This window comes from Phenylobacterium sp. NIBR 498073, assembly GCF_027286305.1.
Taxonomy (GTDB): domain Bacteria; phylum Pseudomonadota; class Alphaproteobacteria; order Caulobacterales; family Caulobacteraceae; genus Phenylobacterium.
Genome location: NZ_CP114599.1, coordinates 2681022 through 2703903 on the forward strand (window position 1 = coordinate 2681022; position 22882 = coordinate 2703903).

Below are 22882 nucleotides of genomic sequence, written 5' to 3' on the forward strand. Positions count from 1 at the left end.
CGCGGAGAGACCCCGCGCCGCCTTATTTTTTCTCAGTTTTCCACCGTTTAGTGGGTGATCATCGCCTCATCGGAGCCGTCATCGGCCGCAACCGATACCGCCGGTTGCTCGGCGGGGTTCCATTCGATCGGCGTCAGAGGCTGAATCAGCGCCCGGGCAAGGACTTCGTCGACATTGGAGACCGGGACGATCTCCAGCGCCGACTTCACATTATCCGGGATATCGGCCAAATCCTTCACGTTCTCCTGCGGGATCAGCACGGTCTTCACGCCGGAGCGCAGGGCCGCAAGCAGCTTCTCCTTCAGGCCGCCGATGGCCGTCACCCGGCCGCGCAGCGTGACCTCGCCGGTCATGGCGATGTCCTTGCGGATCGGGATACCGGTCAGCACCGAGACGATGGCCGTGGCCATGGCCGCGCCGGCGGACGGGCCGTCCTTGGGCGTGGCGCCGTCCGGCACGTGGATGTGCACGTCGGTCTTCTCGAAGACCGGCGGCTCGATGCCGAAGTGCGTCGCGCGGCTGCGGACATAGCTGGCCGCCGCCTGGATCGACTCCTTCATCACGTCCTTCAGGTTGCCCGTGATGGACATCCGGCCCTTGCCCGGCATCTTGACCGCTTCGATGGTCAGGATGTCGCCGCCAAACTCGGTATAGGCCAGACCGGTGATGATCCCGACTTGGTCTTCCTCGTCCGTCTCGCCGTAGCGGTACTTTTGAACGCCCGCGTACTTGGCCAGCCGTTCGTCGTCGACCGTGATCGAGGTGACGTTCTCACGGCCCAGGTCACGCACGGTCTTACGCGCCAGGTTGCCCAGTTCCCGCTCCAGCGAGCGGACGCCGGCTTCCCGGGTGTAGTAGCGGATCAGGTCGCGGATGGTCGTGTCCGGAACGATGAACTCTTCCGGCTTCAGGCCATGGTCCTTGGTCTGCTTGGGCAGGATGTGGCGCTTGGCGATCTCGACCTTCTCATCCTCGGTGTAGCCGGGGATGCGGATGATCTCCATGCGGTCCAGCAGCGGCTGGGGCATGTTGAGGCTGTTGGCCGTGGTGACGAACATCACCGGCGACAGGTCGTAGTCGACTTCCAGATAGTGGTCGCCGAACGTCGAGTTCTGCGCCGGGTCCAGCACCTCAAGCAACGCCGAGGCCGGGTCGCCCCGATAGTCGCTGCCCATCTTGTCGATCTCGTCCAGCAGGAAGAAGGCGTTGGTGGACTTCGCCTTCTTCATCGACTGGATGATCTTGCCGGGCATCGAGCCGATATAGGTCCGGCGGTGGCCCCGGATCTCGGCCTCGTCGCGCACGCCCCCCAGGGAGACGCGCACGAATTCACGGCCGGTCGCCTCGGCGATCGACTTGCCCAGCGAGGTCTTGCCGACGCCGGGAGGACCGACCAGGCAGAGGATCGGGCCCTTCAGCGAGCCGACCCGCGCCTGCACGGCGAGGTACTCCAGGATCCGCTCCTTGACCTTTTCCAGGCCGAAGTGGTCGCGGTTCAGGATCTCCTCGGCCTTCACCAGGTCGATGGTCTTGGTCTTGGTCTTGCCCCACGGGATCGAGAGCAGCCAGTCGAGGTAGTTCCGCACGACGGTGGATTCCGCCGACATCGGGCTCATGTTGCGCAGCTTCTTCAGCTCGCCCTCGGCCTTGGTGCGGGCCTCCTTGGACAGCTTGGTCTTCTTGATGCGCTTTTCGAGCTCGATCAGTTCGTCGCGCTGATCGTCCTGCTCGCCCAGCTCGCGCTGGATCGCCTTCATCTGCTCGTTGAGATAGTACTCGCGCTGGGTCTTCTCCATCTGCCGCTTCACGCGGTTCCGGATCTTCTTCTCGGTCTGCATGACCGAGATCTCGCCCTCCATCAGGGCGTAGACCTTTTCCAGGCGCTTCACGACGTTGAAGATCTCAAGCAGGCTCTGCTTCTCGGCGATCTTCACCGACAGATGGCTGGCGATGCGATCGGCCAGTTCGCCGGGCGCGTCGACCTGCGGCATGGACGCCAGGGCCTCCGGCGGCACCTTCTTGTTCAGTTTGACGTAGTTCTCGAACTGCTCGACGACCGCGCGCGACAGCGCCTCGGCCTCGGGCGAAGCCGCGCCGTCCTCGGAAATGAAGGCGATCTCGGCCTCGTAGTACTCGTCCTGCGCGGTGAAACGGGAAATGCCGGCGCGCGCCTTGCCTTCGACCAGCACCTTCACGGTGCCGTCCGGAAGCTTCAGCAGCTGCAGAACCGTCGCCACGACCCCGACGTCATAGATGGCCTCGGGCGACGGATCGTCGTCGTCCTTGTCCTTCTGGGTCGCGAGGAGGATCTGCTTGCCTTCGCCCCGCATCGCCTCTTCGAGCGCGCGTACGGATTTCTCCCGGCCCACGAAGAGCGGCACCGGTTGATGCGGGAACACTACGATGTCCCGCAGCGGTAGAATGGGAAGGGTCTTAATCTCGGACATGATGCGTTCTTAACTCCTGCCGGCCTGTTGGAGGATCAGGCTCGGCCCCCGGACCGCGGTCACTTCAGACGATGCGTCTGAGTCGGACGGCCCGTCCGCCTTCGAAGGCGGCTTATCGGTTCATTTATGTGGACGCTTGCGACCGTCATTCAAGCGCAGCCGCAAATATGCCCTCGATCCATCTAGGGATGATGCGGCTTGATACTCAAGCGCCGCCGGAGCGGGCGGCGGCCTCCGCCGCGCTTTTCAGCATTTCATCCAGAGCTTTCCGGTCGAAGTACCGCCCCTTCAGCACGACGCCGTCGATCGCGCGTGTGGCGGCGATGTCGGCGAGCGGGTTGCGCTCGAGGATCAGGATGTCGGCGGCCTTGCCCGCGGCGATCGCCCCATAGCGGTCGGCATGGCCAAGGAAGCGCGGTCCGTTGACCACCGAGGCCTGCAGCGCATGCAGCGGCGACAGCCCGGCGTCGACATAGATCTTGAGTTCGTCGTGCAGGCCGATGCCCGGATAGTTGAACGAGTTGAGGAACCCGGCGTCGGTCCCCGCCAGGATCGACACCCCGGCGGCCTGCAGCATCGGCACGAGCGAAGCGTTCTTCTCGTAGATGGCGTGCCGCCGCGCGATCGCCGCCGCATCGTCCTTCGCCGCCCGCTCCACACGCCAGGCATAGGTCGCCTGGAGGCCCTTGCCGATATAGGCCAGGTAGGCGTCGCCCTTGTGATCGTCCTGGTCGAGATAGGCGGTCGCCTTGCTGCCGTTCAGCGTCGGCGAGACATAGGTTCCCCGCGCCGCCAGCCGGCGGAAGCCGGCCATGGCGGTGGCCTCATCGAAGCTCGCCAGCGTCCGGTTGGTGGCCTCAGCGCCGGAAATCTTGCCGCTCGCGACGTCAGCGGCGATCTGCGCCTCCTGCGGCGAGCCCATCCGCAGCGCATAGCCCATATGCTCGATCGAGCTAAGCCCGGCCTCGCTGGCCATGTCGACCGTGATCGCGGCCGGAATGTGCGCCGAGGTGACCAAGCCGCGCCCCTTGGCCTGCCTGACCGTGTAGAGGAACAGCTGCGGCGTCAGCGTGTTCTCGGTGATCTTCACGAAGTCGACCTTCAGCCCCTGCAGCCTGTCCAGCGCAGCATCGGCCTCGGCCTCGGTTCCGACCTCGATCGTCCCCTTCCACATCGGCTTCACGCCCTCGATCTTCGGGCCGGAAGTGAAGATGGTCGGACCGAACAAGGCACCGGACGCCACCTCCCCGCGCCAAGCCAGCACCTCCTCGGGCAGGTCGCCCGAGGCGTCGCGAACCGTGGTCACGCCGTGCGCCACATAGAGCGGCAGCAGGGCTTTATTCTCACCGATCAGCTCGCGGCCGCCGCCGAAGTGGACATGGTTGTCCCACAGCCCCGGCATGACGAAGCGCCCCTTGGCCTCGATGGTCCGGCTGGCGGTGAAGTCAGCCTTGGCCTTGGCGGTCGGTTCGACCGCGATGATGGTGTCGCCGCGGACCGCGACGGCCGCCCCATTGGAGAGTTCACCCGTCGCGACGTCGATGACGGTCGCATCGACGATCAGCAGATCGACCCGCTCGGCGCCATAGGCCGCGACAGAGCCGCCCATGAGCAGGACGAGGGCGAGAGGAGCTGCAAGGGCGAGGGTCCGCATGTAGGCCTTCCGGAAAACTGAAGGCGTCGTTTAGCCGCTCAGGACCGCGGCGTCCCTGACATATCGTCGCGCGGCCGCCGCGCCTCAGTTCAGCTCCACGCGGGCGTAGCGGCCGTCGTAGTCGCAGTCGAAGCTGTAGGTCACTGACCGCGGCCCGACGTCGACAGTGACATCTCCCTCGACCGAAGGGCTCTCTCCCTGCCGCCTGGTCTTGGTGATCCGGTCGATCCGGGCGCGGACGCCATAGCGCGAGGCCTGGTTCATCGCTTCGCTCGAACAACTGTCGACCGCCTGGCGCGCCTCCGGCGACGATCCGCCGCCGTCCTTGTCCTTCGAGCCGGCCGCCAGCGCGCCCAGCAGAAGGCCGCCCAGCAAGAGGCCACCGACGACCGCAGCGGTGTTGTCCTTGTCCTTCTTGCCATCGTCGCCGTAGCGATCTTCGACCCGGAAACGGCCACGGCAACCGCGATCCACCCAGATCCCGCGTCCGTCCCAGCCCCAGCTCCGGTTCTCGATGCAGGCGCCGTTGCTGTTGCTGTACTGGTAGTCGAGCCAGACCCGGCCGCCGGAACTGACCGGGCAGTAGTTCCGGGCGTATCCCGACGACGAACAGTCAACGTAAGAGTCCGCGTAGGCGGGCGTGACCGGCGCGGTCCAAAGACCGAACACCGACGCGGCAATCATCAAGCCCACACGCATTCCAGAACTCCGACGCCTCTCAACCTTCACCCTAGCGCCAGCAGCCGCCCGTTGAGAATAGCGCTTGTCAGCGGCCGGCGGAGGTCTGAGGCCGCATGGCGAACGCTCCGACCAGACCGGCGGCGGCGGCGGCGCAGGCCGCCGCGATCATCGCCGCCTGGTACGCCTGGGTCATCGACTCGCCGCCGGCCTCGCCCGGGGCCAGGACAAACCCCGCCAAGGCGACGGCCATCAGGCCGCCGATCCGCGCCGTGGCGTTGTTCACCCCGGACGCCGCGCCTTCGTAGGCGTTCGGGACCGCGCCCAGGACCGCATCGGTCAACGGCGCCACCGCCACCCCCATGCCCAGCGCCAGCACGGCCAATCCCGGAAACACCCCCGTCCAGTAGGCGCCGTCCCGCGCGCTCCAGGCCAGGCCTGCGAAGCCTGCGGCGGCCAACAGGGGACCGATCGTCAACATCGCCCTCACGCCGATGCGCCCCGACAGGACGCCGGAGATCGGCGACAGCACCGCCAGACTGATCGACAACGGCAGAAGCGCCGCCCCGGCCTCCGTCGCCGGATAGCCATGAACTCTGATCAGCTGGAACGGCAGCAGGAACAGCGCCCCGCCGAACGCCGCGTAGAGCAGCAAGGTCAGCAAATTCGCCCCCGAGAAGGCCGGGCCTTGGAACAGCTCCAACGGGACCATCGGGCTGGTCGCCCTGCGCTCGATGTGAACGAAGGCCGCCAGCATGAATGCCCCCGCCGCGCCAAGGCCCCAGACCACCGGCGAGGCCCCCGCCGTCGAGGCCTGGGTCAAGCTCCAGGTCAGGGCGCTGAGCCCCAGGGTGGCGCAGGCTGCGCCGCGCCAATCCACCGGTCCGGCCGCCGGCTCACGGCTTTCGCGGGCCCCGGCCAGGATGAACCCGACCGCCAAGACGGCCAGAGGGAGGTTGATCAGGAACACCGCCCGCCACGAGACCACGTCCGTGAGCCAGCCCCCGAGCACCGGGCCGATGGCGCTCATCAGGCCGCTGGCGCCGGCCCACACGCCGACCGCCCGTCCCCTCGCCTCCTCGTCGAACGACGCGCCCAGCAACGCCAGGCTGGCCGGGACCAGCAGCGCCGCCCCCACGCCCTGCAGCGCCCGCGCCATGATCAGCAATGTCAGGTCCGGGGCCGCGCCGCACAGCGCCGAGGCCGCCGAGAACAGCACCACCCCGACGACGAACACCCGGCGACGGCCATAGCGGTCGGCCGCCGCTCCACCCGCCAGCACCAACGCGCCCAGCATCAGCGCATAGGCGTTCATGATCCACTGGGCGCCGGCCGCGTCGCCGCCCAGCTGGCGCTGGATCACCGGCAGGGTCAGGTTCACCGCCGACCCGTCGATAAACGCCAGGCTCGAGCCCAACACAGTCCCGGCAAGCACCAGCCGACCGCTGGCCGGTTTGGCGGCAGGCTCGGTCGCGGCGACGACGCCGCGGTCGCAGGGCGTCGCACCGATCTGGCTCATCGCAGCTCCCAAACGAAAAGGGCCCCGCGGCGCTGGTCCGCGGGGCCCATGATCATTGGTCGCTCAACCGCCTCAGGCGGCGCCGCCCTTGTCGCGGCGCTCGGCGTAGATGACCAGCGGCTGGGCGCGGCCTTCCACCACCTCGGCGTTGACCACGACTTCTTCGACGCCGTCGTAGGTCGGCAGCTCGTACATGGTGTCGAGCAGGATGCCTTCCAGGATCGAACGCAGGCCCCGCGCGCCGGTTTTGCGCTGGATGGCCTTGCGGGCGACCGCCAGCAGCGCATCGTCGGTGAACGTCAGGCCGACGTTCTCCATGTCGAACAGGCGCTGGTACTGCTTGACGAAGGCGTTCTTCGGCTCGGTCAGAATCTTGACCAGCGCGGCTTCGTCCAGGTCGTCCAGAGTGGCGATCACCGGCAGACGGCCGATGAACTCCGGGATCAGGCCAAAGCGCAGCAGGTCGTCCGGCTCCACCTGGCGGAAGATTTCGCCGGTGCGGCGGTCGTCCGGATCCGACACCTTGGCGCCGAAGCCGATCGAGGTGCCCTGGCCGCGGGCGGAGATGATCTTCTCCAGGCCGGCGAACGCGCCGCCGCAGATGAACAGGATGTTGGTCGTGTCCACCTGCAGGAATTCCTGCTGCGGATGCTTGCGACCCCCCTGCGGCGGAACCGAAGCGACCGTGCCCTCCATGATCTTGAGCAGCGCCTGCTGGACGCCCTCGCCCGACACGTCTCGCGTGATCGAGGGGTTGTCCGACTTGCGGCTGATCTTGTCGACTTCGTCGATATAGACGATGCCGCGCTGGGCGCGTTCGACGTTGTAGTCGGCGGCCTGCAGCAGCTTCAGGATGATGTTCTCGACGTCCTCGCCGACATAGCCGGCCTCGGTCAGGGTCGTAGCGTCGGCCACGGTGAACGGAACGTCGATGATTCGCGCCAGGGTCTGGGCCAGCAGGGTCTTACCCGTGCCGGTCGGACCGATGAGCAGGATGTTGGCCTTGCCCAGTTCGACGTCGTTGTTCTTCGTCGCGTGGTTCAGGCGCTTGTAGTGATTGTGGACGGCGACCGAGAGCACCTTCTTGGCGTGGTCCTGGCCGATCACGTAGTCGTCGAGGACTTCACGGATCTCCTTCGGAGTCGGAACGCCGTCCTTCGACTTCACGAAGGAAATCTTGTGCTCTTCACGGATGATGTCCATGCACAGTTCGACGCATTCATCACAGATGAACACAGTCGGGCCCGCGATCAACTTGCGGACCTCGTGCTGGCTCTTGCCGCAGAAAGAGCAATACAGCGTGCTCTTGGAGTCTCCGCTCGCGGCCTTGGTCATGCTCTTTTCTCACTCTCTCGACGTCGCTGACCGTAGTCTTCGCCATCGTTCGGCCCAGGGGCGTCCCTGACGCCATCAGTGCAGGATACGTGCCCGGGGTTGTCTAATCCTTGACATTCCCCGATCCGAGCCTCGATCACAAGCCTCTGACATGCTTCAGTGACATTTGGCGGCGGGGCGCCCGATGGCGGGCATGTCCGAATCCCTAGATGGGATTGTGTTCAAACGGCGCAAGTGAGACGCCCTAGCGCGGAAGCCGCCCCTCCCACAACGGCCGGCACGACGCCAGACGCGAGGACTTGAGTTGACACGCCTCAGAACGCGGCGTGTTGGGGGACTTATGGCTAAACGACAACTGCGCCGCATCGGCGGCTCGCAGGTGGAATCCTTGGACGAGCAGATTGAAGACGCGGGCGTTGTGGCCTTCGACTTCGACGGCACCTTGACCACCCACGACAGTTACACCGCTTTCCTGAAGTGGCGCGCCGGCCCGACGCGCTACAATCTTGGCCTGGCCAAGCTGGCGCCGGCGGCGATCTCGTATCTCGCGCACCGCAATCGCGGACGCATCAAGGCCGCCGCCACGCGCGAGTTCCTGGCCGGCGTCTCGCGCGAACGGCTGGAGGCGGACGCCCGCGCCTTCGCCGAACTGATGGCCCCGCGGATGCTGCGCCCCGACGCCCTGCGCACCTGGCGGCGCTGGGCCCAGCGGCGCGCCAAGCTGGTCATCGTCACCGCATCGCCGGAAATCATCGTCGCGCCCTTCGCCCGCGGCCTGGGCGCCGACCTCCTGATCGGCACCGAACTCAAGTTCGACGCCCGCGATCGGGTCACTGGCGCATTCGACGGCCCCAACTGCCGGGGGCCGGAAAAGGTGCGGCGGCTGCAGGAAATGTTCGGCCCCGATGTACGGTTGCGCGCAGCCTATGGCGATACAAGCGGAGATCGTGAGATGCTCGCGATCGCCGACGAGCGCGGCTACCGGGTCTTCCAGGAGAAGCCCTGAGACGCCGACTAGCCGCCCGACCACAGGAGGATCCATGACGACCGTCGTCTCCGGCGCCCAGATCGCCGCCGGCCGCGCCCTGACCGGTGTCAGCCAGGCCAAGCTGGCCCAGCGCGCCGGCCTTGAGATGGCCGCGCTGCAAGCCCTGGAAAGCGCCGGCCACGCGCCATTGGACCTAACGCCGGCGATCGAGAAGCTGCTGCTGGCGCTGGACTCGTTCGGCGTGCTGCTGATCGATGACGGCGACGGTTTTGGATCGGGCGTCCGACTGAAGTTCGGCCGCAAGCAGGCCCGGGCGATCGGCGCCTGGGAGGACGAAGGCGGGGTCGTCGGCGACGACGACGTGCCATGACCATGCGCTTCCGCGTCGAGAAGCTGATCCGTGATCGGCTACCCGAAATCATGCGCGGCCAAGGACTGGCGGTGTTCGACCGACGGCTCGACGACGCCGAATTCGTCGTCGCCCTTGGCGAGAAGCTGGTCGAGGAAGCCCATGAAGCCCGGCTGGCGAGCCCAAGCGAGATCGCCGGCGAACTCGCCGACGTCCTGGAGGTCGTCCATGCCCTGGCCCAGGTCCACGGCCTCAGCCTGCAGGACGTCGAGGCGGCCCGTCAGGCCAAGCGGGCCGAGCGCGGCGGCTTCGACGCGCGGGTCTACAATGCCGCGGTGGAGGCGGCGGACGGCCTGCCCGCGGCGGCGTACTATCTGGCCCGTCCGACCCAGTACCCTCGCGAGGACTGACGCCGTGAAGCATGCCGGCCCATACGCGCTCGACCAACTGGAGCCCCTGCTGGCCCAGCTTCGAGGCTTCGGCGGCATGGTCGAGAAGAAGCGCGGCGTGTTCTATCGCAAGAGCCAGGCGTTCCTGCACTTCCACGAAGATCCGCAGGGGCTGTTCGCCGACCTGCGCGAGGCGACGGGCGCGGACTTCGAGCGGTTCGACGTCACCGCCGCAGCCGGGCGCGAGCGGCTGCTGGCCGCGGCGGCCTCCCGCCTCAGGGCCTAGCCGACCAGGGCTCCACCTGGCCGATGACGCTCAGCGGCCGGTCGCTGCGCACAGCCTCCAGAACGCCGGCCGAGATCTCGTCGTTGGTCAGCCAGCGCGATCCGTCGCCGACCACCTGAAAGCCCAACACCACCTGCCGCAGACGGCAATCGACAAGGCCGTCGGCGACGGCCGCCGCGGACGCCAGTCGATGCGGATGGGCCGGGTCGGCCGTGGCGCTGCCCAGGACCTGGAACATCCGCCCCCTCACCTGCTGCGCCAGCACCCGCGGGGCGGCGATCTTGAGCGTGTGGAACCAGGCCACCGCCAGATCGATCGGGCCGTGGCGCAGCACGGCGGCCTCCAGGGCCGCCCGAAACCCCGCCTCGTCATGGTAGTCGCAATCGAAGCCGTCCGGATGCTGCGAAGCATGACGCGACAAAAGCGAAAGGCGCCCGCCGTCACCGGCGAGCGCCTCCACAAGTGCTGACAGCATGCCGGTCCCGCCCACGACGAGCACATGACCGGGCACGGCGACGCCCTTAGTCTTCGGCGCGGCGCTCGATCACATGGTCGACCAGACCCCACTCCTTGGCCTCTTCCGGGGTCATGAAGGTGTCGCGGTCGAGCTTTTCCTCGACCTCTTCGTACGAGCGGCCGGTGTGCTTGGCGTAGATCTCGTTCAGGCGGCGCTTGGTCTTGATGATGTCCTCGGCGTGGCGTTCGATGTCCGAGGCCTTGCCCGAGTAACCGCCCGACGGCTGGTGCACCATGATGCGGCTGTTGGGCAGCGCGATGCGGTTGCCCTTTTCGCCAGCCATCAGCAGGAACGAGCCCATCGACGCGGCCATGCCCATGCACAGGGTCACGACCGGCGAGCGGATGTATTGCATGGTGTCGTAGATCGCGAGACCGGACGTCACCACCCCGCCGGGGGAGTTGATGTACATCTGGATCTCTTTCTTGGGGTTCTCGGCCTCAAGATAGAGCAGCTGGGCGCAGATCAGCGCCGACATGCCGTCTTCCACCGGGCCGTTCAAAAAGATCACGCGCTCCTTCAGCAGGCGCGAGAAGATGTCGAAGGCGCGTTCGCCGCGGCTGGTCTGCTCCACCACCATGGGCACCAGGTTCAGCGCGGTGATCTGCGGGTCACGCATAAAGGGAAGCCTCTCTCATTGATCGACTCTGCGCGCAGAGCCGCGTTCCCCTCCGATATCGCGTGGCGGAGGGGCCAGCGCAAGGTGACCGATAGTCCTAAAGAAAATCCCTCCCGTTTCCGGGAGGGATTTCTGCGTCCGCCGTCAGGGGCGATCAGCGCTTAGGCGCTGTAGCCTTCCGGCATGTCGTCTTCCTTCAGAAGGTCGTCCTTGGAGACCTTCTCGTCGGTCACGGTCGCCTTCTCGACGATCAGGTCGACGACCTTGTCCTCGAAGATCGGGGCGCGCAGTTGGGCCTGCATGCCGGCGTTCTGGCGGAACATGTCGAAGATCTGCTGGGCCTGCTGGCCATAGCGCATGGCTTCCTGGCGCATGGCGTCCAGCAGCTCCTGGTCGGTGACCTGGACGTTGTTGATGCGGCCGATTTCGGCCAGCACCAGGCCCAGGCGCACGCGGCGCTCGGCGATCTTGCGGTACTCGGTCTGCAGCTGGTCGTCCGACTTTTCGGCGTCTTCCGGCGGCAGGCCGCCACGTTCCTTGTCGGCCTGGACCTGTTGCCAGATGGCGTTGAACTCGGCTTCGACCATCTTCGGCGGCAGCGGGAAGTCGTGCTTCTCATCGAGCACGTCCAGCAGGGCGCGCTTCAGCTTGAAGCGCGAGGCGCCGGCGTACTGCGACTCCAGGTTCGACTTCAGCAGTTCCTTGAGCTTCTCCAGGCTCTCGACGCCCAGACGCTCGGCCAGGGCGTCGTCCGCCTTGGCGTCGACCGGGGCGCGGACTTCCTTCACCGTGGTGGTGAACTCGGCGTCCTTGCCGGCCAGGTTGGCGGCTTGGTAGTCGGCCGGGAACGCCACCTTCACGATGACTTCATCGCCCGGCTTGGCGCCGACCAGCTGGTCTTCGAAGCCGGGGATGAATTGACCCGAGCCCAGCACCAGCTCCGAATCCTCGGCGGTGCCGCCCTGGAAGGCTTCACCATCGATGCGGCCGACGAAATCGATCAGCAGTTGGTCACCGTCCTTGGCCTTCAGCGACTTGCCGGTGCGCGGCTCATAGGTGCGGCTTTGCTTGGCCAGCTCGTCCAGCGCCTCGTCGACCTCGGCCTCGGTGGGCTCGTAGACCGGACGGGTCAGGGCGATCTTGGAAAGATCGGTCGGCTCGAAGTCCGGCATGATCTCCAGCGAGATTTCGTAGGAGAGGTCGGCCTTGCCGTCGATCACCTGGGCGATGTCGCCTTCCGGCTTCAGGTCGGGCTCGCTGGCCGGACGCAGCTTGTTCTCTTCCAGCACCTTCTGCGTGGTTTCCGAGATCGTCTGCTCGACCACTTCGGCCATCAGGGCCTTGCCGTGCACGCGGCGGACGTGGGCGGCAGGCACCTTGCCGGGGCGGAAGCCCTTGATGTTGAGCTGGGGCGTGATCTCGACGATCCGCGCCTCGAGCCGCTCGTTCAGGTCCGCGACCGGGACGGTCACGCCATAGACGCGGCTCAGGCCTTCGCCAGACTTTTCAACGATCTGCATCGACATTCTCGAATTCCGGAGTGCGGCGCGGGCTCGCGCCGGCAGGTCCGCCCTAGGGGTGAAAAGGTGGTCGCCGCCGAACGAGCGGCGGCGAGCGGGCGCTCTTATGTCATTTCGCAGCCCCTAGTCCAAGCGCAAAGACGGTCCCGCCTGCCGCGGCAAGGCCTAGCCGGCCCTGGCGGTCTGGGTCGCATCCTCGCCGCCGCGGCCCCGCAACGCGCCCGGCGACACGCCCAGATGCCGCTTGAAGGCGCGACTGAAGGCCGGTCCCGACTCATAGCCCAGCCGTCCGCCGACCTCGGCGATGCTCGGCACGAGCCGCATCGTCGTCGTCGCCGCCATCGACCAGAAGCCGCCCAGGCTGACGCCGAGCACGACCCGCGCGGCGAGCAGCATCGGCAAGTTGACCGCCGCGGCTGTCATCAGGTTGGACACTCCAAGCAGCAGGAGCAGGCCCAGCAGGACCAATCGCCGGTCCCAGCGGCTGGTGACGACCGGCACGAGCAAGGCGGCGAACGCGCCGACGACGGCGGTGGCGGTGACGGCCTGCCCCGCTGCGCCCAGGCTGACGCCGAGATCGCTCGCCAGCGGCGTCAGCACGCTAGGCGGCAGGAACTCGGCCGTCACCAGCCCGAATACGCTGAGCGATAGCGCGGCGACCCCGCTCCAGGCGGGCCGCTCGGGCGGGGCGATATCGTGGACGGCCGCGGCGGCCCCGTCGGCGGGATGGGCGTCAAGCATGAGGTACTCCGGATCAGCGCCCCGAGGTAGGCGGCGACGGCCGGCGTCTCAATGTCAGCCTATCCGGAAGAACTGGCCGATCGTCCGGGCGCGCCCCGGACGCCGGGCTCCTGAGACCAGGAGCCAATGGTGCGGGCGAGAGGACTCGAACCTCCACGCCTTGCGGCGCTGGAACCTAAATCCAGTGCGTCTACCAGTTCCGCCACACCCGCAACGTCCGCTGCATAGGGCGTTGCCCCCTGCGAAGGCAAGTCCCGCTCGCAGCGCCCCGACGAAACGGCAGCCGCGCGCATTGGACGCACGCGCTGCGCCGACCTGTTGTAGCGGGCGCGAGCCGACGAGGCTATCGAGGTTCGGGGGCGCGATACGTGGCCGCCGGCGCATCGTCGGCGGAGGTCCAGGCGGAGTCTCCTCCCATGTCCGGTCTTGAGCGTCTTCAGGCGCGCGCGAATGCGCGCCGCGGCCAGGTTGGGCGCCGCACCCTGACGATCATCGCCTTATGCGGCTTCTTGGCCCTGGGCATGGCGCTGGAATTGACGAACCGCGGCCAGGCCCCCGCGATCGATGGTCAGCCCGAGGCCGTCTCGCCGCGGTGACTCGGAACGCCGGCCGCTGCGATTGCGTTCAATCGGCGAACCGGAGCCAGATCATGGAAACCATCAAAGAGCGCCGCAGAACCTACGAGACGACCGGCCGGAGCACCGAGCACGCCGTGCTGCTTGTACTCCTGCTGGCCGTTTCGGGTCTGTTCGCCGGGTTCTCGATTGCGACCTTCATCGGCGTATTGTCTGGCGCGGGCTGACGGCGCGCTAGCGCGCGCCCCACAGCTCCAGCGCCACCGGCAGCAACGATAGGGCCAGCAACAGCGCCATCCCAACGTTGAAGGCCCGCAGGACGGCCGGTCGGTCGAGAAAGCGCCGCAGACCGACGCCGAAACCGGTCCAACTGGCGACGCACGGCAGGTTGATCGCCGTGAAGATCACCGACACCACCAGGATGTTCGCCACGTAGCCGTCACGCGGCGCATAGGCGGTCACCGCGCCCAGCGCCATCGCCCAGGCCTTCGGATTGACCCACTGAAAGGCGGCGGCCTGCAAGAAGGTCTGCGGCCGGGCGCCCGTCTCCCCCATGCCAAGCCCCGATGAGGTCGCGATCTTCCAGGCGAGCCAGAGCAGGTAGAGCCCGCCCGCGACGGCCAACACGTCATGCAATTCCGGATAGGCGGCGAACAGCCCGCCCAGTCCCAGCCCCACGGCGACCACCAGCAACAGGAATCCCCCGGAGACGCCGATCATGTGCGGGATCGAGGCGCGGAAGCCGAAATTGGCCCCTGAGGCCATCAGCATGGTGTTGTTCGGCCCCGGGGTGATCGAGGAGACGAAGGCGAACAGCGCCAGCGCCGCCAGAAGTTCGGGGGTAAGCGAGGACATGGGAGGCTCCATCGGATGGCGATCCGGCGACGGACATGGGCCCCAAAGCAAAACCCCTCCCGTCGCCGGGAGGGGCTTTCTGCTGTGCGTCAGGTCCGAACTCGAACCCTAGACGCCCCTGCCCTCCCAAACACGCATGATCATCCGCCCGGCGATTACCGGACGGCCGATAGCCACGATGGCGGCTGCGCGTTGGAGGTTCGAGGTCATCACGAGGGGCGTTACCACGCCCCGCGCGGCCTGGCCACCGTCTAGCCCAGGCGTCCTTCGTAGAGCCGGCGCAGGACGCTCGGTGCCAGACCCGGCAGGTCCTCGGCGATCAGCCCGGGCCCATGCAGCTCGGCCGCCTCGGCGTGGATCCAGGCGCCCGCGCACGCCGCCTCGAAGCTCTCCATGCCCTGAGCGATCAGCGAGCCGATGAAGCCTGCGAGCACGTCGCCCGAGCCTGCGGTCGCCAGCCACGGCGAGCCGTTGGCGTTGACGCAGGCGCGTCCGTCCGGGGCGGCGATGACGGTGTCGGCGCCCTTCAGCAGCACGATGGCGTCGGCCTGCTGCGCCGCGCGGCGCGCCGCGGCGATGCGGTCCGGCGCCTCCTTCAACAAGCCGGGGAAAAGCCGCTCGAACTCGCCCGGATGGGGGGTGAGCACGTCGTCCACGTCGAGCACCGAGAACAGCTCCTCGGGATCGTCGCGGAAGGCGGTGATGGCGTCGGCGTCGATGACGAGCGCCGCGCCGGTCCGCGCCAAGGCCAGGACGTTGACCAAGGTATTCTCGGTGACGCCCGCTGCCGGGCCGATAATGGCGGCGTCGACGTCCGCGGCAGCCTGCTCGAGCTCGGCTTCGGTGTCGAAGCCCTTGAGCATCACCGCCTCCAGGTGGGCGGCGTTCACCGACAGCGCCTCGCTCGGCGACAACAGGGTGACGACGCCCGCCCCCATCCGCAGCCCCGCCCGCGCCGACAAGCGCGCCGCTCCGGTGCTCCAGGCCTCGCCCGACACCACCACCAGGCGGCCGCGCGCGTGCTTGTGGGAATTGGGCTTGGGCCAGGGAAAGCGGGCCAGCCAGGCTTCCGGGCCGTTCTCGATCAGGTCGCTGGCCGTCTCGGCCAGGCCGATGTCGGCCACCACCACCTCGCCACAGAGCTCATGCCCCGGCTGCAGCACGTGGGCGGGCTTCTTGGCGTGGAAGGTCACCGTCAGGCCGGCGACCACCACCGGGCCGCGCGGATCGCCCGTATCGCCCGGCAGGCCGGACGGGACGTCCACCGCCACCACGTTCTCAGGATGTGCGGCCAGTCGCCCGGCCATGACCGCCGCCTCGCCGTTGAGCGGCCGCGCCAGCCCCGCCCCGAACATGGCGTCGATGTAGAGACGCGCCTCCAGCGGCGCGTCCCAGGCGCTCAGGCCGCCGTCCCAGAGGGCGGCCGCCGCCTTGGCGTCGGCGCTCTGCGGCTCAGCCAGCGCCCGCACCTCGACCGGCCAGCCGCGGGCCTTGAGCAGCCTCGCGGCCACATAGCCGTCGCCGCCATTGTTGCCCGGCCCGCAAAGCACGCAGACCGAACGCTGCGAGAAGCGCTCGGCGATGGCGTCGGCGACGGCCGCGCCGGCGCGCTCCATCAATTCGGATCCGGGCGTGCCCGCCGCGATGGCCGTACGGTCGGCCGCGGCGATTTCCGCGACCGTGAGAATCTTGCGCGCAGCCACGGCCGCTCCTCGTCTGCCCCTACAGGACCTGCGTAGAGGCTTCGCGCCCCCGCTCCACCAAGGTCAAGCACTCGCCGTCGGTTTCAAGGGTCGAGATTGAGGCGTGATCCGGGCGGAAGACGAGAACGCGTTCGTCGCCATCCAGATGCGAGATCGCCGCATTGATCGCCACATAGTGCGAGAACACCGCCGCCCCGCCCTTGACCTGCAAGGCTTTCACGACGTCGCCGCGCCAGGCCTCGTAGTCGAGGTCGCCCTCGACGTCCTTCCAGCGCCCCTGGAAAACGTCGCGCAGCCAAGCCGGCCGCTCCTCGGCGCCGAGCGCCTTCGGGGTCGGGATCTCGCCGACCAACGGATCGATCTCGACCTCCACGCCCAGCGCCGCAGCGGTCGGCGCCGCCGTCTCGCGGCAACGGCGCAGCGGCGAACTGAACACGCGCCGGGGACGATCAGCCTCCGGCAAGCTCATCAGATAGTCGCGGGCGGCCTCGGCCTGCGCCTGACCCGCCGCGTCCAGACCGGGGTCCTCATCGGCCTCGCCCCAGACGGCGGCCGGTTTGCCGTGGCGGATCAGGTACAGTCGGGACATCAGATCAATCCGGTACGAAGATGTTGCGGCTTCCGTCCTCGGAACGGCTGACGGTTCCGGTGCGGCCGACCGCTTCCTTAGCCTCAAGTCCGGCCAGCGTCGCCTCGTCCGTGGGCGTGTTGGCTACGAAGCGGCGGCCCTCGGCGTCGCGACCGACGACAATCCCCATCATGTAGCCCTCGCGCCCGTGCACCACCGTATAGGTCTCGATTGTGGCTGCGCCATTTGGCTCTTCAGTGACAGTCGGGTGCGGCAGGGCGTCGATCTGAGCCTGGATGATCTTCGGATCTTGCCGCTCGAACGGGCCCTTGGGCGGGGTGGTCGAATAGACGCCCGTCGACTGCTTGGTCAGGAACCAGCCGTTGGCGGTCACTAGGCCGTAGGATCCGGGGTCGTCACGCAGCCGTTGCATCATCACTGCGATCGAGTGCATGGCGTAGTTGTTGCCGGGTCCGCCCATATACGGGAGCCCGCCGGTGACCGTCAGGCCGCGAGGATCGTCCAGCGCCAGGCCCAGTTCCTCGGCGCCGACCTCCACCGCCACCGGGAAGCAGGAATAGAGGTCGATGTGGCCGATGTCGGCCAGGCCCACGCCGGCCATCTCCAGCGCCCGCTTGCCGGTCAGCCGCATGGCCGGGCTCGAATGGAAGTTCTGGCGGTCGAGCGGATACCAGAGGTCCGAGGCGTCGGCGCAGCCGAGCAGATAGACGAGTTTGTCCTCGGCCACGCCGAGCTCACGGGCGGTCTTCAGGCTGGCGACCAGCACCCCGGCCGACTGGTCGACCTCCATGATGGCGTTCAGGTACTTGGTGTAGGGGAAGCCGACCATGCGGTTGCGGTCGGTCACCTCGACCAGCTCCTGGGCCGAACGTTCGACCGGGAACCAGGCTTCCGGGTTCTGCGCCGCGACCTTGGTGAACGGTGCGAACAGCTCGCCCAGCCGCTTCTGGTGGTCGTGGATCGAGCGTCCGTCTCGCGCCCGCAGCGCGTTCTCGAACAGCGGGTAGCAGTTGATGGGCCGGCCCAAGCCGTGCTTGGCCTCATACGCCGTGACGCCCGGCCGCGGATCGCCGATCCGTTCCGGCGCCGGCAGCTCCTCGGCGTCGTCCCAGTCGGCGAAGCCCAGGCCCTTGGTCAACCGCTTGGTGGCCGAGCCGAGAAACTCGCACCCGACCACCAGGGCCAGGTCGGTCTCGCCCTTGGCGATGCGCTCGCTGACGATGTTGATCAGCTGTTGGGGGCTGTTGCCGCCCATGTGGGAATAGACGGCGTGCCGCGGCTGCGCGCCGATGCGCTTGGCCAAGGTCGCCGGCGGATTGGTCGAGTGCGGCACCAGCCGCCCGCCCCCAGGCGCGTCGATCGTGAAGCCGACCACCGCCAAGGTATCGATCTTCGAGAGCTTTTCCGGATCGAGGCCGGCGTCCTGCGCGGCCCGTTCCGCCGCAATCTTCAGCAATGCCGTCGGGGAAGGCGAAGACGCCGGATCGCCCCGATAGGTGAATTGGCCCGCTCCGATGAGAACTGGGGTCCGCTCGTCCATCATTTCCCTCCCCTCGGCGATTGATCGGCCGCCACGGGGGCCGCCGAACAGACGCGAACAGTATGTTTCCGGCGATGATCGTGATTTGGGCGCCGGGCGCCTAAAAAGGCATCATTCACATCTACGCATGCTCCCGCGACGGAACCGCAAGCCCATCCCTCTTGTGACTCCGCTCCGGAGCGTGCTCGTAGCCGCCAACCGCTTCGGCGGCGCCGCGCATCAAGTGAGGCCAGTGAGCTCGGAATGAAAAAGATCGAAGCCATCATCAAGCCGTTCAAGTTGGACGAGGTGAAGGAGGCCCTGCAGGAGCTGGGCGTCCAGGGCATGACCGTCATTGAGGCCAAGGGCTACGGCCGCCAGAAGGGCCATACCGAACTCTACCGCGGCGCCGAGTACGTCGTGGACTTCCTGCCGAAGATCAAAATCGAAGTCGTCGTCTCCGACGACCAGCTCGAAGCCGCGCTGGAAGCCATCGTGGGCGCCGCCCGCACCGGCCGTATCGGCGACGGCAAGATCTTCGTCTCGGAAATCACCGACGTTCTGCGCATCCGCACCGGCGAAACCGGCGCCGCAGCCGTCTAACGACTTTTAGCTATCGGACTTCTTCAAGGGGATAAGACCATGGCCGTCACCGCCAAGGACATTCTGGATCAGATCAAGGAAAAGGACGTCAAATACGTCGACGTCCGCTTCACCGACATTCGCGGCAAGATGCAGCACGTGACCTTCGACATCGACCTGGTGGACGAAGAGTTCCTGACCGACGGCACCATGTTCGACGGCTCGTCGATCGCCGGCTGGAAGGCCATCAACGAGTCGGACATGAAGCTGCGTCCGGACCTCGAAACCGCGATCATCGACCCGTTCTATCAGCAGACCACCCTGGCGCTGATGTGCGACATCGTGAACCCGGACACCGGCACCCCCTACAACCGCGACCCGCGCTCGATCGCCAAGGCCGCGCTGAACTACGTGAAGTCCTCGGGCATCGGCGACACCGTGTTCTTCGGCCCGGAAGCCGAGTTCTTCATCTTCGACGACGTGCGCTGGAACACCCAGCCGCACAACACCGGCTATTCGTACGACTCGAGCGAACTACCGGCCAACACCGGCCGTGAGTATCCGGAAGGCAACATGGGCCATCGCCCGGGCCCGAAGGGCGGCTATTTCCCGGTCAACCCGGTCGACAGCTGCCAGGACCTGCGCGGCGAAATGCTGGCGGTGATGGGCGAGCTCGGCATGAAGCCGGAAAAGCACCACCACGAAGTGGCGCCGGCCCAGCACGAACTCGGCCTGAAGTTCGACACCATGATCGTCATGGCCGACCGGATGCAGCTCTATAAGTACGTCATCCACAACGTGGCCGCGGCCTACGGCAAGTCGGCGACCTTCATGGCCAAGCCGATGTTCGCCGACAACGGCTCGGGCATGCACGTCCACCAGTCGATCTGGGCCGACGGCAAGCCGCTGTTCGCGGGCGACAAGTACGCCGGCCTGTCGCAGATGTGCCTGTGGTACATCGGCGGCATCATCAAGCACGCCAAGGCGATCAACGCCTTCTCGAACTCGACCACCAACTCCTACAAGCGTCTGGTCCCCGGCTACGAAGCCCCGGTGAAGCTGGCCTACTCGGCCCGCAACCGCTCGGCCTCGATCCGCATCCCGCACGTCGACTCGCCGAAGGCCAAGCGCATCGAAGCCCGCTTCCCGGACCCGATGGGCAACCCCTACCTGACCTTCGTCGCCCTGCTGATGGCCGGCCTGGACGGCATCATCAACCAGATCGACCCGGGCGCGGCCCAGGACAAGAACCTCTACGACCTGCCGCCGCGCGAGCAGAAGAAGGTTCCGGAAGTCTGCGGCTCGCTGCGTGAAGCCCTGGAAAACCTGGACAAGGACCGCGCCTTCCTGAAGGCCGGCGGCGTCATGGACGACGACTTCATCGACTCCTACATCGAACTGAAGATGCAGGAAGTGATGCGCCTCCAGCTGCACCCGCACCCGGTCGAATTCGACATGTACTACTCGTGCTGATCGAAGCCGCCTGAGGCGACTTTGTAGGGGCCGCGGAGCAATCCGCGGCCCCTTTTCGTTGCGCCACCAAGCTTCACGTTGACGAACTACGTTCGGTTGCGTCGTCATCCCCGCTTACCCTGCGAGTCGAAGCAGGGATCAGTTCGGGGAAACGCCATGAATAAGCTGCTTGTGAGCACCGCCGCATGGGTGCTGGCTGCCGGAATCGCGTCGAGCGCCGGCGCGGCGACCTACGAAGCCCAGATCGTCCGCACCAAGTACGGCATCCCCCATGTGACGGCCAAGACCTTCGGCGGGCTCGGCTATGGCCAAGCCTACGCCTTCGCCCAGGACAACCTCTGCCTGCTGGCCGACAAGGTCGCCACCGTGAACGGCGAGCGGACCAAGCACTTCGGCGCGGACGCGACCAACGTCGTCGCCTTCACCGACATCAAGAACCTCGAGAGCGACTTCTTCTTCCGCTCGAACATCGACGTTCCGGCCCTGCGCGCCAAGCTCGACAAGGGACCGGCTGACTATCGCGACCTGGTCTACGGCTATGTCGCCGGCTTCAACCGCTACCTGGCCGACACGCCGACGGACAAGCGCCCGGCCGATTGCCGCGACGGCGCCTGGGTGCGGCCGATCACCGTCGACGACATGGTGCGCCTGAACGAGGAGCGCATGATCCAGGCCAGCGGCGGGGCTTGGCTGCGCCAGACCAACGCGGCCGCGCCGCCCGCCGCGGCCGCCCCGGCCAAGGCCGCCGCCAATGTCGGCCTGCCGAACATGGCCGAGCAGATCGGCCTCGGCTCCAACGGCTGGGCGTTCGGCCGCGACGTGACCACCAACAAGTCCGGCCTGCTGCTCGGCAACCCGCACTTCCCGTGGGAGACCACCAACCGCTTCTACGAGGTCCACCTGACGATCCCGGGCAAGTTCGACGCCATGGGCGTGACCATCGCCGGCGCCCCGGGCCTGTCGATCGGCTTCAACAAGGACGTGGCCTGGACCCACACCGTCTCCACCGACCGCCACTTCACCCTGTTCGAGCTGGCGCTCGATCCGACCGACCCGACCGCCTACCTCGTCGACGGCAAGCGCCACGCGATGGACCGCAATGCGGTGACGGTCGACACCCCGGCCGGGCCCCAGACCCGCACCTACTTCACCACGCTCTACGGCCCGGTGGTGGTCATGCCGCAGGCGGGCCTCGCCTGGACGAGCAAGACCGCCTACGCGCTGCGCGACGCCAACAAGGGCAACAGCGCCTCGGCCGGCACCTGGCTGGACATCGCCCGCTCCCGTTCGGTGGGTGAAATCCGCGACACCATCACCAAGTCGCTGGGCATCCCCTGGGTCAACACCATCGCCGCCGACCGCCATGGCGATGCGCTCTACGCCGACATCACCGCCACGCCCGACGTCTCGGCCGACAAGCTGAAGACCTGCGCGCCCAGCCCCGCCGCCGCCAAGCTGGCCGCCGCCTCGCGCGTCTACGTGCTGGACGGCTCGCGCGCCGCCTGCGACTGGGGCGCGCCCGGACTGATGGCGGGGGCGACCATGCCCTCGATGATCCGCCAGGACTACGTCGCCAACAGCAACGACAGCTACTGGCTGACCAACGCTAAGGCCCCGATGGCGGCGGTCTCGCCGATCGTCGGCCTCACCGACATCCCGCAGAACCTGCGCACCCGCTCTGGCATCGTCGAGATCGACGCCCGGCTGGCCGGAACCGACGGCCTCACCGGCAAGGGCTTCGACCAGGCGGCGGTGAAGACCATGCTGTTCTGGAACAAGAACCACGCCGCCGAACTCTTCCTCGACGACACGCTCAAGGCCTGCGGGACTGGCGGCGCGGTCGCCCTCGCCGACGGCAAGAGCGTCGACCTCTCCCAAGCCTGCGCGATCCTCGCCAAATGGGACCGCCGGATGGACAACGACAGCGTCGGCGCCTTGCTGTGGATGGAGTACTGGCGCCAGGCCCAGAAGATCGCCGACCTCTATGTCACGCCGTTCGACGCGGCCGATCCGGTGCACACCCCACGCGGCCTGAAGACTGATCCGGACACCGTCGCCGAGCTGCGCCAGGCGCTGGCCGGCGCCGTGGAGCTCATGGCCAAGCAGAACATCGCCCTGGACGCCCCCTACGGCGCCCATCACTTCGCGATCCGCGGCGAACACAAGATCCCCGTCCACGGCGGCGAAGGCTCTGACGGGGTGCTGAACGCCCAGCAGGCGCACTTCAACGCCAAGGCCGGCGGCTACGTGCCCTATCACGGCTCCAGCTACATCCAGGTCGTGACCTTCGACGACAAGGGCCCGGTGGCCGACGCGGTGCTGTCCTATTCGCAGTCCACCGACCAGGCCTCGCCGCACTTCGCCGACCAGACCTGGCTGTATTCGAAGAAGGGCTGGCACCGTCTGCCCTTCCATCCCGCCGACATCGCCGCCGACGAACCCAGCGCCCCGCTGGTGCTCAAGGGCAAATAGCTCCGGCGACGGGCCAGGCCGCCGCGCCTGGCCCGCTTCGGAAAGCCTGCGCTCGCCGCCGGCCGCGGGGTC

Annotated in this window: 22 protein-coding genes and 1 tRNA gene; 9 read left to right on the top strand and 14 right to left on the bottom strand. The window is 67.4% G+C overall.

Going from position 1 to position 22882, the window contains the following annotated elements; translation table 11 throughout:
- Positions 1-47 precede the first annotated feature (47 nt).
- From lon to clpX, 5 genes are all read right to left on the bottom strand, one after another.
- Positions 48-2447: an endopeptidase La gene (lon, locus tag O4N75_RS13350; protein ID WP_269626013.1), complete on the bottom strand. Its 2400-nt coding sequence runs from the start codon at positions 2445-2447 to the stop codon at positions 48-50.
- Positions 2448-2652: 205 nt separating this feature from the next.
- Positions 2653-4101, bottom strand: a complete 1449-nt coding sequence (locus O4N75_RS13355; protein WP_269626014.1) for an amidohydrolase family protein — start codon at positions 4099-4101, stop codon at positions 2653-2655.
- An 84-nt stretch (positions 4102-4185) separates the two neighbouring features.
- Positions 4186-4785: a DUF3011 domain-containing protein gene (locus tag O4N75_RS13360; RefSeq protein WP_269629371.1), complete on the bottom strand. Its 600-nt coding sequence runs from the start codon at positions 4783-4785 to the stop codon at positions 4186-4188.
- Between the two features lie 82 nt (positions 4786-4867).
- Positions 4868-6298: a DHA2 family efflux MFS transporter permease subunit gene (locus tag O4N75_RS13365; protein WP_269626015.1), complete on the bottom strand. Its 1431-nt coding sequence runs from the start codon at positions 6296-6298 to the stop codon at positions 4868-4870.
- Positions 6299-6370: 72 nt separating this feature from the next.
- Complete coding sequence (gene clpX / locus O4N75_RS13370) at positions 6371-7633, bottom strand: ATP-dependent Clp protease ATP-binding subunit ClpX (protein WP_269626016.1); 1263 nt, start codon at positions 7631-7633, stop codon at positions 6371-6373.
- A 340-nt stretch (positions 7634-7973) separates the two neighbouring features.
- Here clpX and O4N75_RS13375 point away from each other — a divergent pair, with 340 nt between their 5' ends.
- From O4N75_RS13375 to O4N75_RS13390, 4 genes are read left to right on the top strand one after another with little or no spacing between them, the layout of a single operon-like run.
- Positions 7974-8639, top strand: a complete 666-nt coding sequence (locus O4N75_RS13375; RefSeq protein WP_269626017.1) for an HAD-IB family hydrolase — start codon at positions 7974-7976, stop codon at positions 8637-8639.
- A 34-nt stretch (positions 8640-8673) separates the two neighbouring features.
- The gene (locus O4N75_RS13380; protein ID WP_269626018.1) at positions 8674-8991 is read left to right on the top strand and encodes a helix-turn-helix domain-containing protein; all 318 of its coding nucleotides are present in this window, start codon (positions 8674-8676) and stop codon (positions 8989-8991) included.
- A complete protein-coding gene (locus tag O4N75_RS13385) occupies positions 8988-9380 on the top strand; it encodes a nucleoside triphosphate pyrophosphohydrolase (protein WP_269626019.1) in 393 nt (130 codons plus the stop codon). Before O4N75_RS13380 ends, O4N75_RS13385 begins: the two co-directional genes overlap by 4 nt.
- 4 nt (positions 9381-9384) lie before the next feature.
- Entirely contained in the window at positions 9385-9645 is a 261-nt protein-coding gene (locus O4N75_RS13390; RefSeq protein WP_269626020.1) for a hypothetical protein, read from the top strand.
- On the opposite strand, the gene O4N75_RS13395 is transcribed toward O4N75_RS13390, so the two are convergent.
- From O4N75_RS13395 to O4N75_RS13415, 5 genes are all read right to left on the bottom strand, one after another.
- On the bottom strand, positions 9635-10120 hold the full coding sequence (locus tag O4N75_RS13395; RefSeq protein WP_269626021.1) for a hypothetical protein: 486 nt from the start codon (positions 10118-10120) through the stop codon (positions 9635-9637). The genes O4N75_RS13390 and O4N75_RS13395 overlap by 11 nt on opposite strands.
- Before the next feature lie 46 nt (positions 10121-10166).
- Positions 10167-10781 (bottom strand): ATP-dependent Clp protease proteolytic subunit, encoded by a 615-nt coding sequence (locus O4N75_RS13400; RefSeq protein WP_183770180.1) that lies wholly within the window; start codon positions 10779-10781, stop codon positions 10167-10169.
- A gap of 161 nt (positions 10782-10942) precedes the next feature.
- Entirely contained in the window at positions 10943-12301 is a 1359-nt protein-coding gene (tig, locus tag O4N75_RS13405) for a trigger factor (protein WP_269626022.1), read from the bottom strand.
- A 165-nt stretch (positions 12302-12466) separates the two neighbouring features.
- The gene (locus O4N75_RS13410) at positions 12467-13042 is read right to left on the bottom strand and encodes an MFS transporter (RefSeq protein ID WP_269626023.1); all 576 of its coding nucleotides are present in this window, start codon (positions 13040-13042) and stop codon (positions 12467-12469) included.
- A gap of 127 nt (positions 13043-13169) precedes the next feature.
- A tRNA-Leu gene (locus O4N75_RS13415) sits at positions 13170-13254 on the bottom strand.
- 204 nt (positions 13255-13458) lie between these two features.
- Between O4N75_RS13415 and O4N75_RS13420 the strand changes: the two genes are divergently transcribed.
- On the top strand, positions 13459-13638 hold the full coding sequence (locus O4N75_RS13420; protein ID WP_269626024.1) for a hypothetical protein: 180 nt from the start codon (positions 13459-13461) through the stop codon (positions 13636-13638).
- 53 nt (positions 13639-13691) lie between these two features.
- A complete protein-coding gene (locus O4N75_RS13425) occupies positions 13692-13844 on the top strand; it encodes a hypothetical protein (RefSeq protein ID WP_269626025.1) in 153 nt (50 codons plus the stop codon).
- 7 nt (positions 13845-13851) lie between these two features.
- On the opposite strand, the gene O4N75_RS13430 is transcribed toward O4N75_RS13425, so the two are convergent.
- From O4N75_RS13430 to O4N75_RS13445, 4 genes are all read right to left on the bottom strand, one after another.
- Positions 13852-14472 (bottom strand): LysE family translocator, encoded by a 621-nt coding sequence (locus tag O4N75_RS13430; RefSeq protein WP_269626026.1) that lies wholly within the window; start codon positions 14470-14472, stop codon positions 13852-13854.
- A 251-nt stretch (positions 14473-14723) separates the two neighbouring features.
- Positions 14724-16175: an NAD(P)H-hydrate dehydratase gene (locus O4N75_RS13435; protein ID WP_269626027.1), complete on the bottom strand. Its 1452-nt coding sequence runs from the start codon at positions 16173-16175 to the stop codon at positions 14724-14726.
- 19 nt (positions 16176-16194) lie between these two features.
- On the bottom strand, positions 16195-16764 hold the full coding sequence (locus O4N75_RS13440) for a histidine phosphatase family protein (protein ID WP_269626028.1): 570 nt from the start codon (positions 16762-16764) through the stop codon (positions 16195-16197).
- Between the two features lie 4 nt (positions 16765-16768).
- Positions 16769-18304 (bottom strand): acetyl-CoA acetyltransferase, encoded by a 1536-nt coding sequence (locus tag O4N75_RS13445; protein ID WP_269626029.1) that lies wholly within the window; start codon positions 18302-18304, stop codon positions 16769-16771.
- Positions 18305-18547: 243 nt separating this feature from the next.
- On the opposite strand from O4N75_RS13445, the gene O4N75_RS13450 reads away from it, so the two are divergent.
- The 3 genes from O4N75_RS13450 to O4N75_RS13460 all read left to right on the top strand — a co-directional run bounded on the left by O4N75_RS13450 (position 18548) and on the right by O4N75_RS13460 (position 22810).
- Positions 18548-18886: a P-II family nitrogen regulator gene (locus O4N75_RS13450; protein WP_267233004.1), complete on the top strand. Its 339-nt coding sequence runs from the start codon at positions 18548-18550 to the stop codon at positions 18884-18886.
- Positions 18887-18925: 39 nt separating this feature from the next.
- Complete coding sequence (gene glnA / locus O4N75_RS13455) at positions 18926-20338, top strand: type I glutamate--ammonia ligase (RefSeq protein WP_269626030.1); 1413 nt, start codon at positions 18926-18928, stop codon at positions 20336-20338.
- Between the two features lie 156 nt (positions 20339-20494).
- Positions 20495-22810, top strand: a complete 2316-nt coding sequence (locus tag O4N75_RS13460; RefSeq protein WP_269626031.1) for a penicillin acylase family protein — start codon at positions 20495-20497, stop codon at positions 22808-22810.
- Positions 22811-22882: the final 72 nt, after the last annotated feature.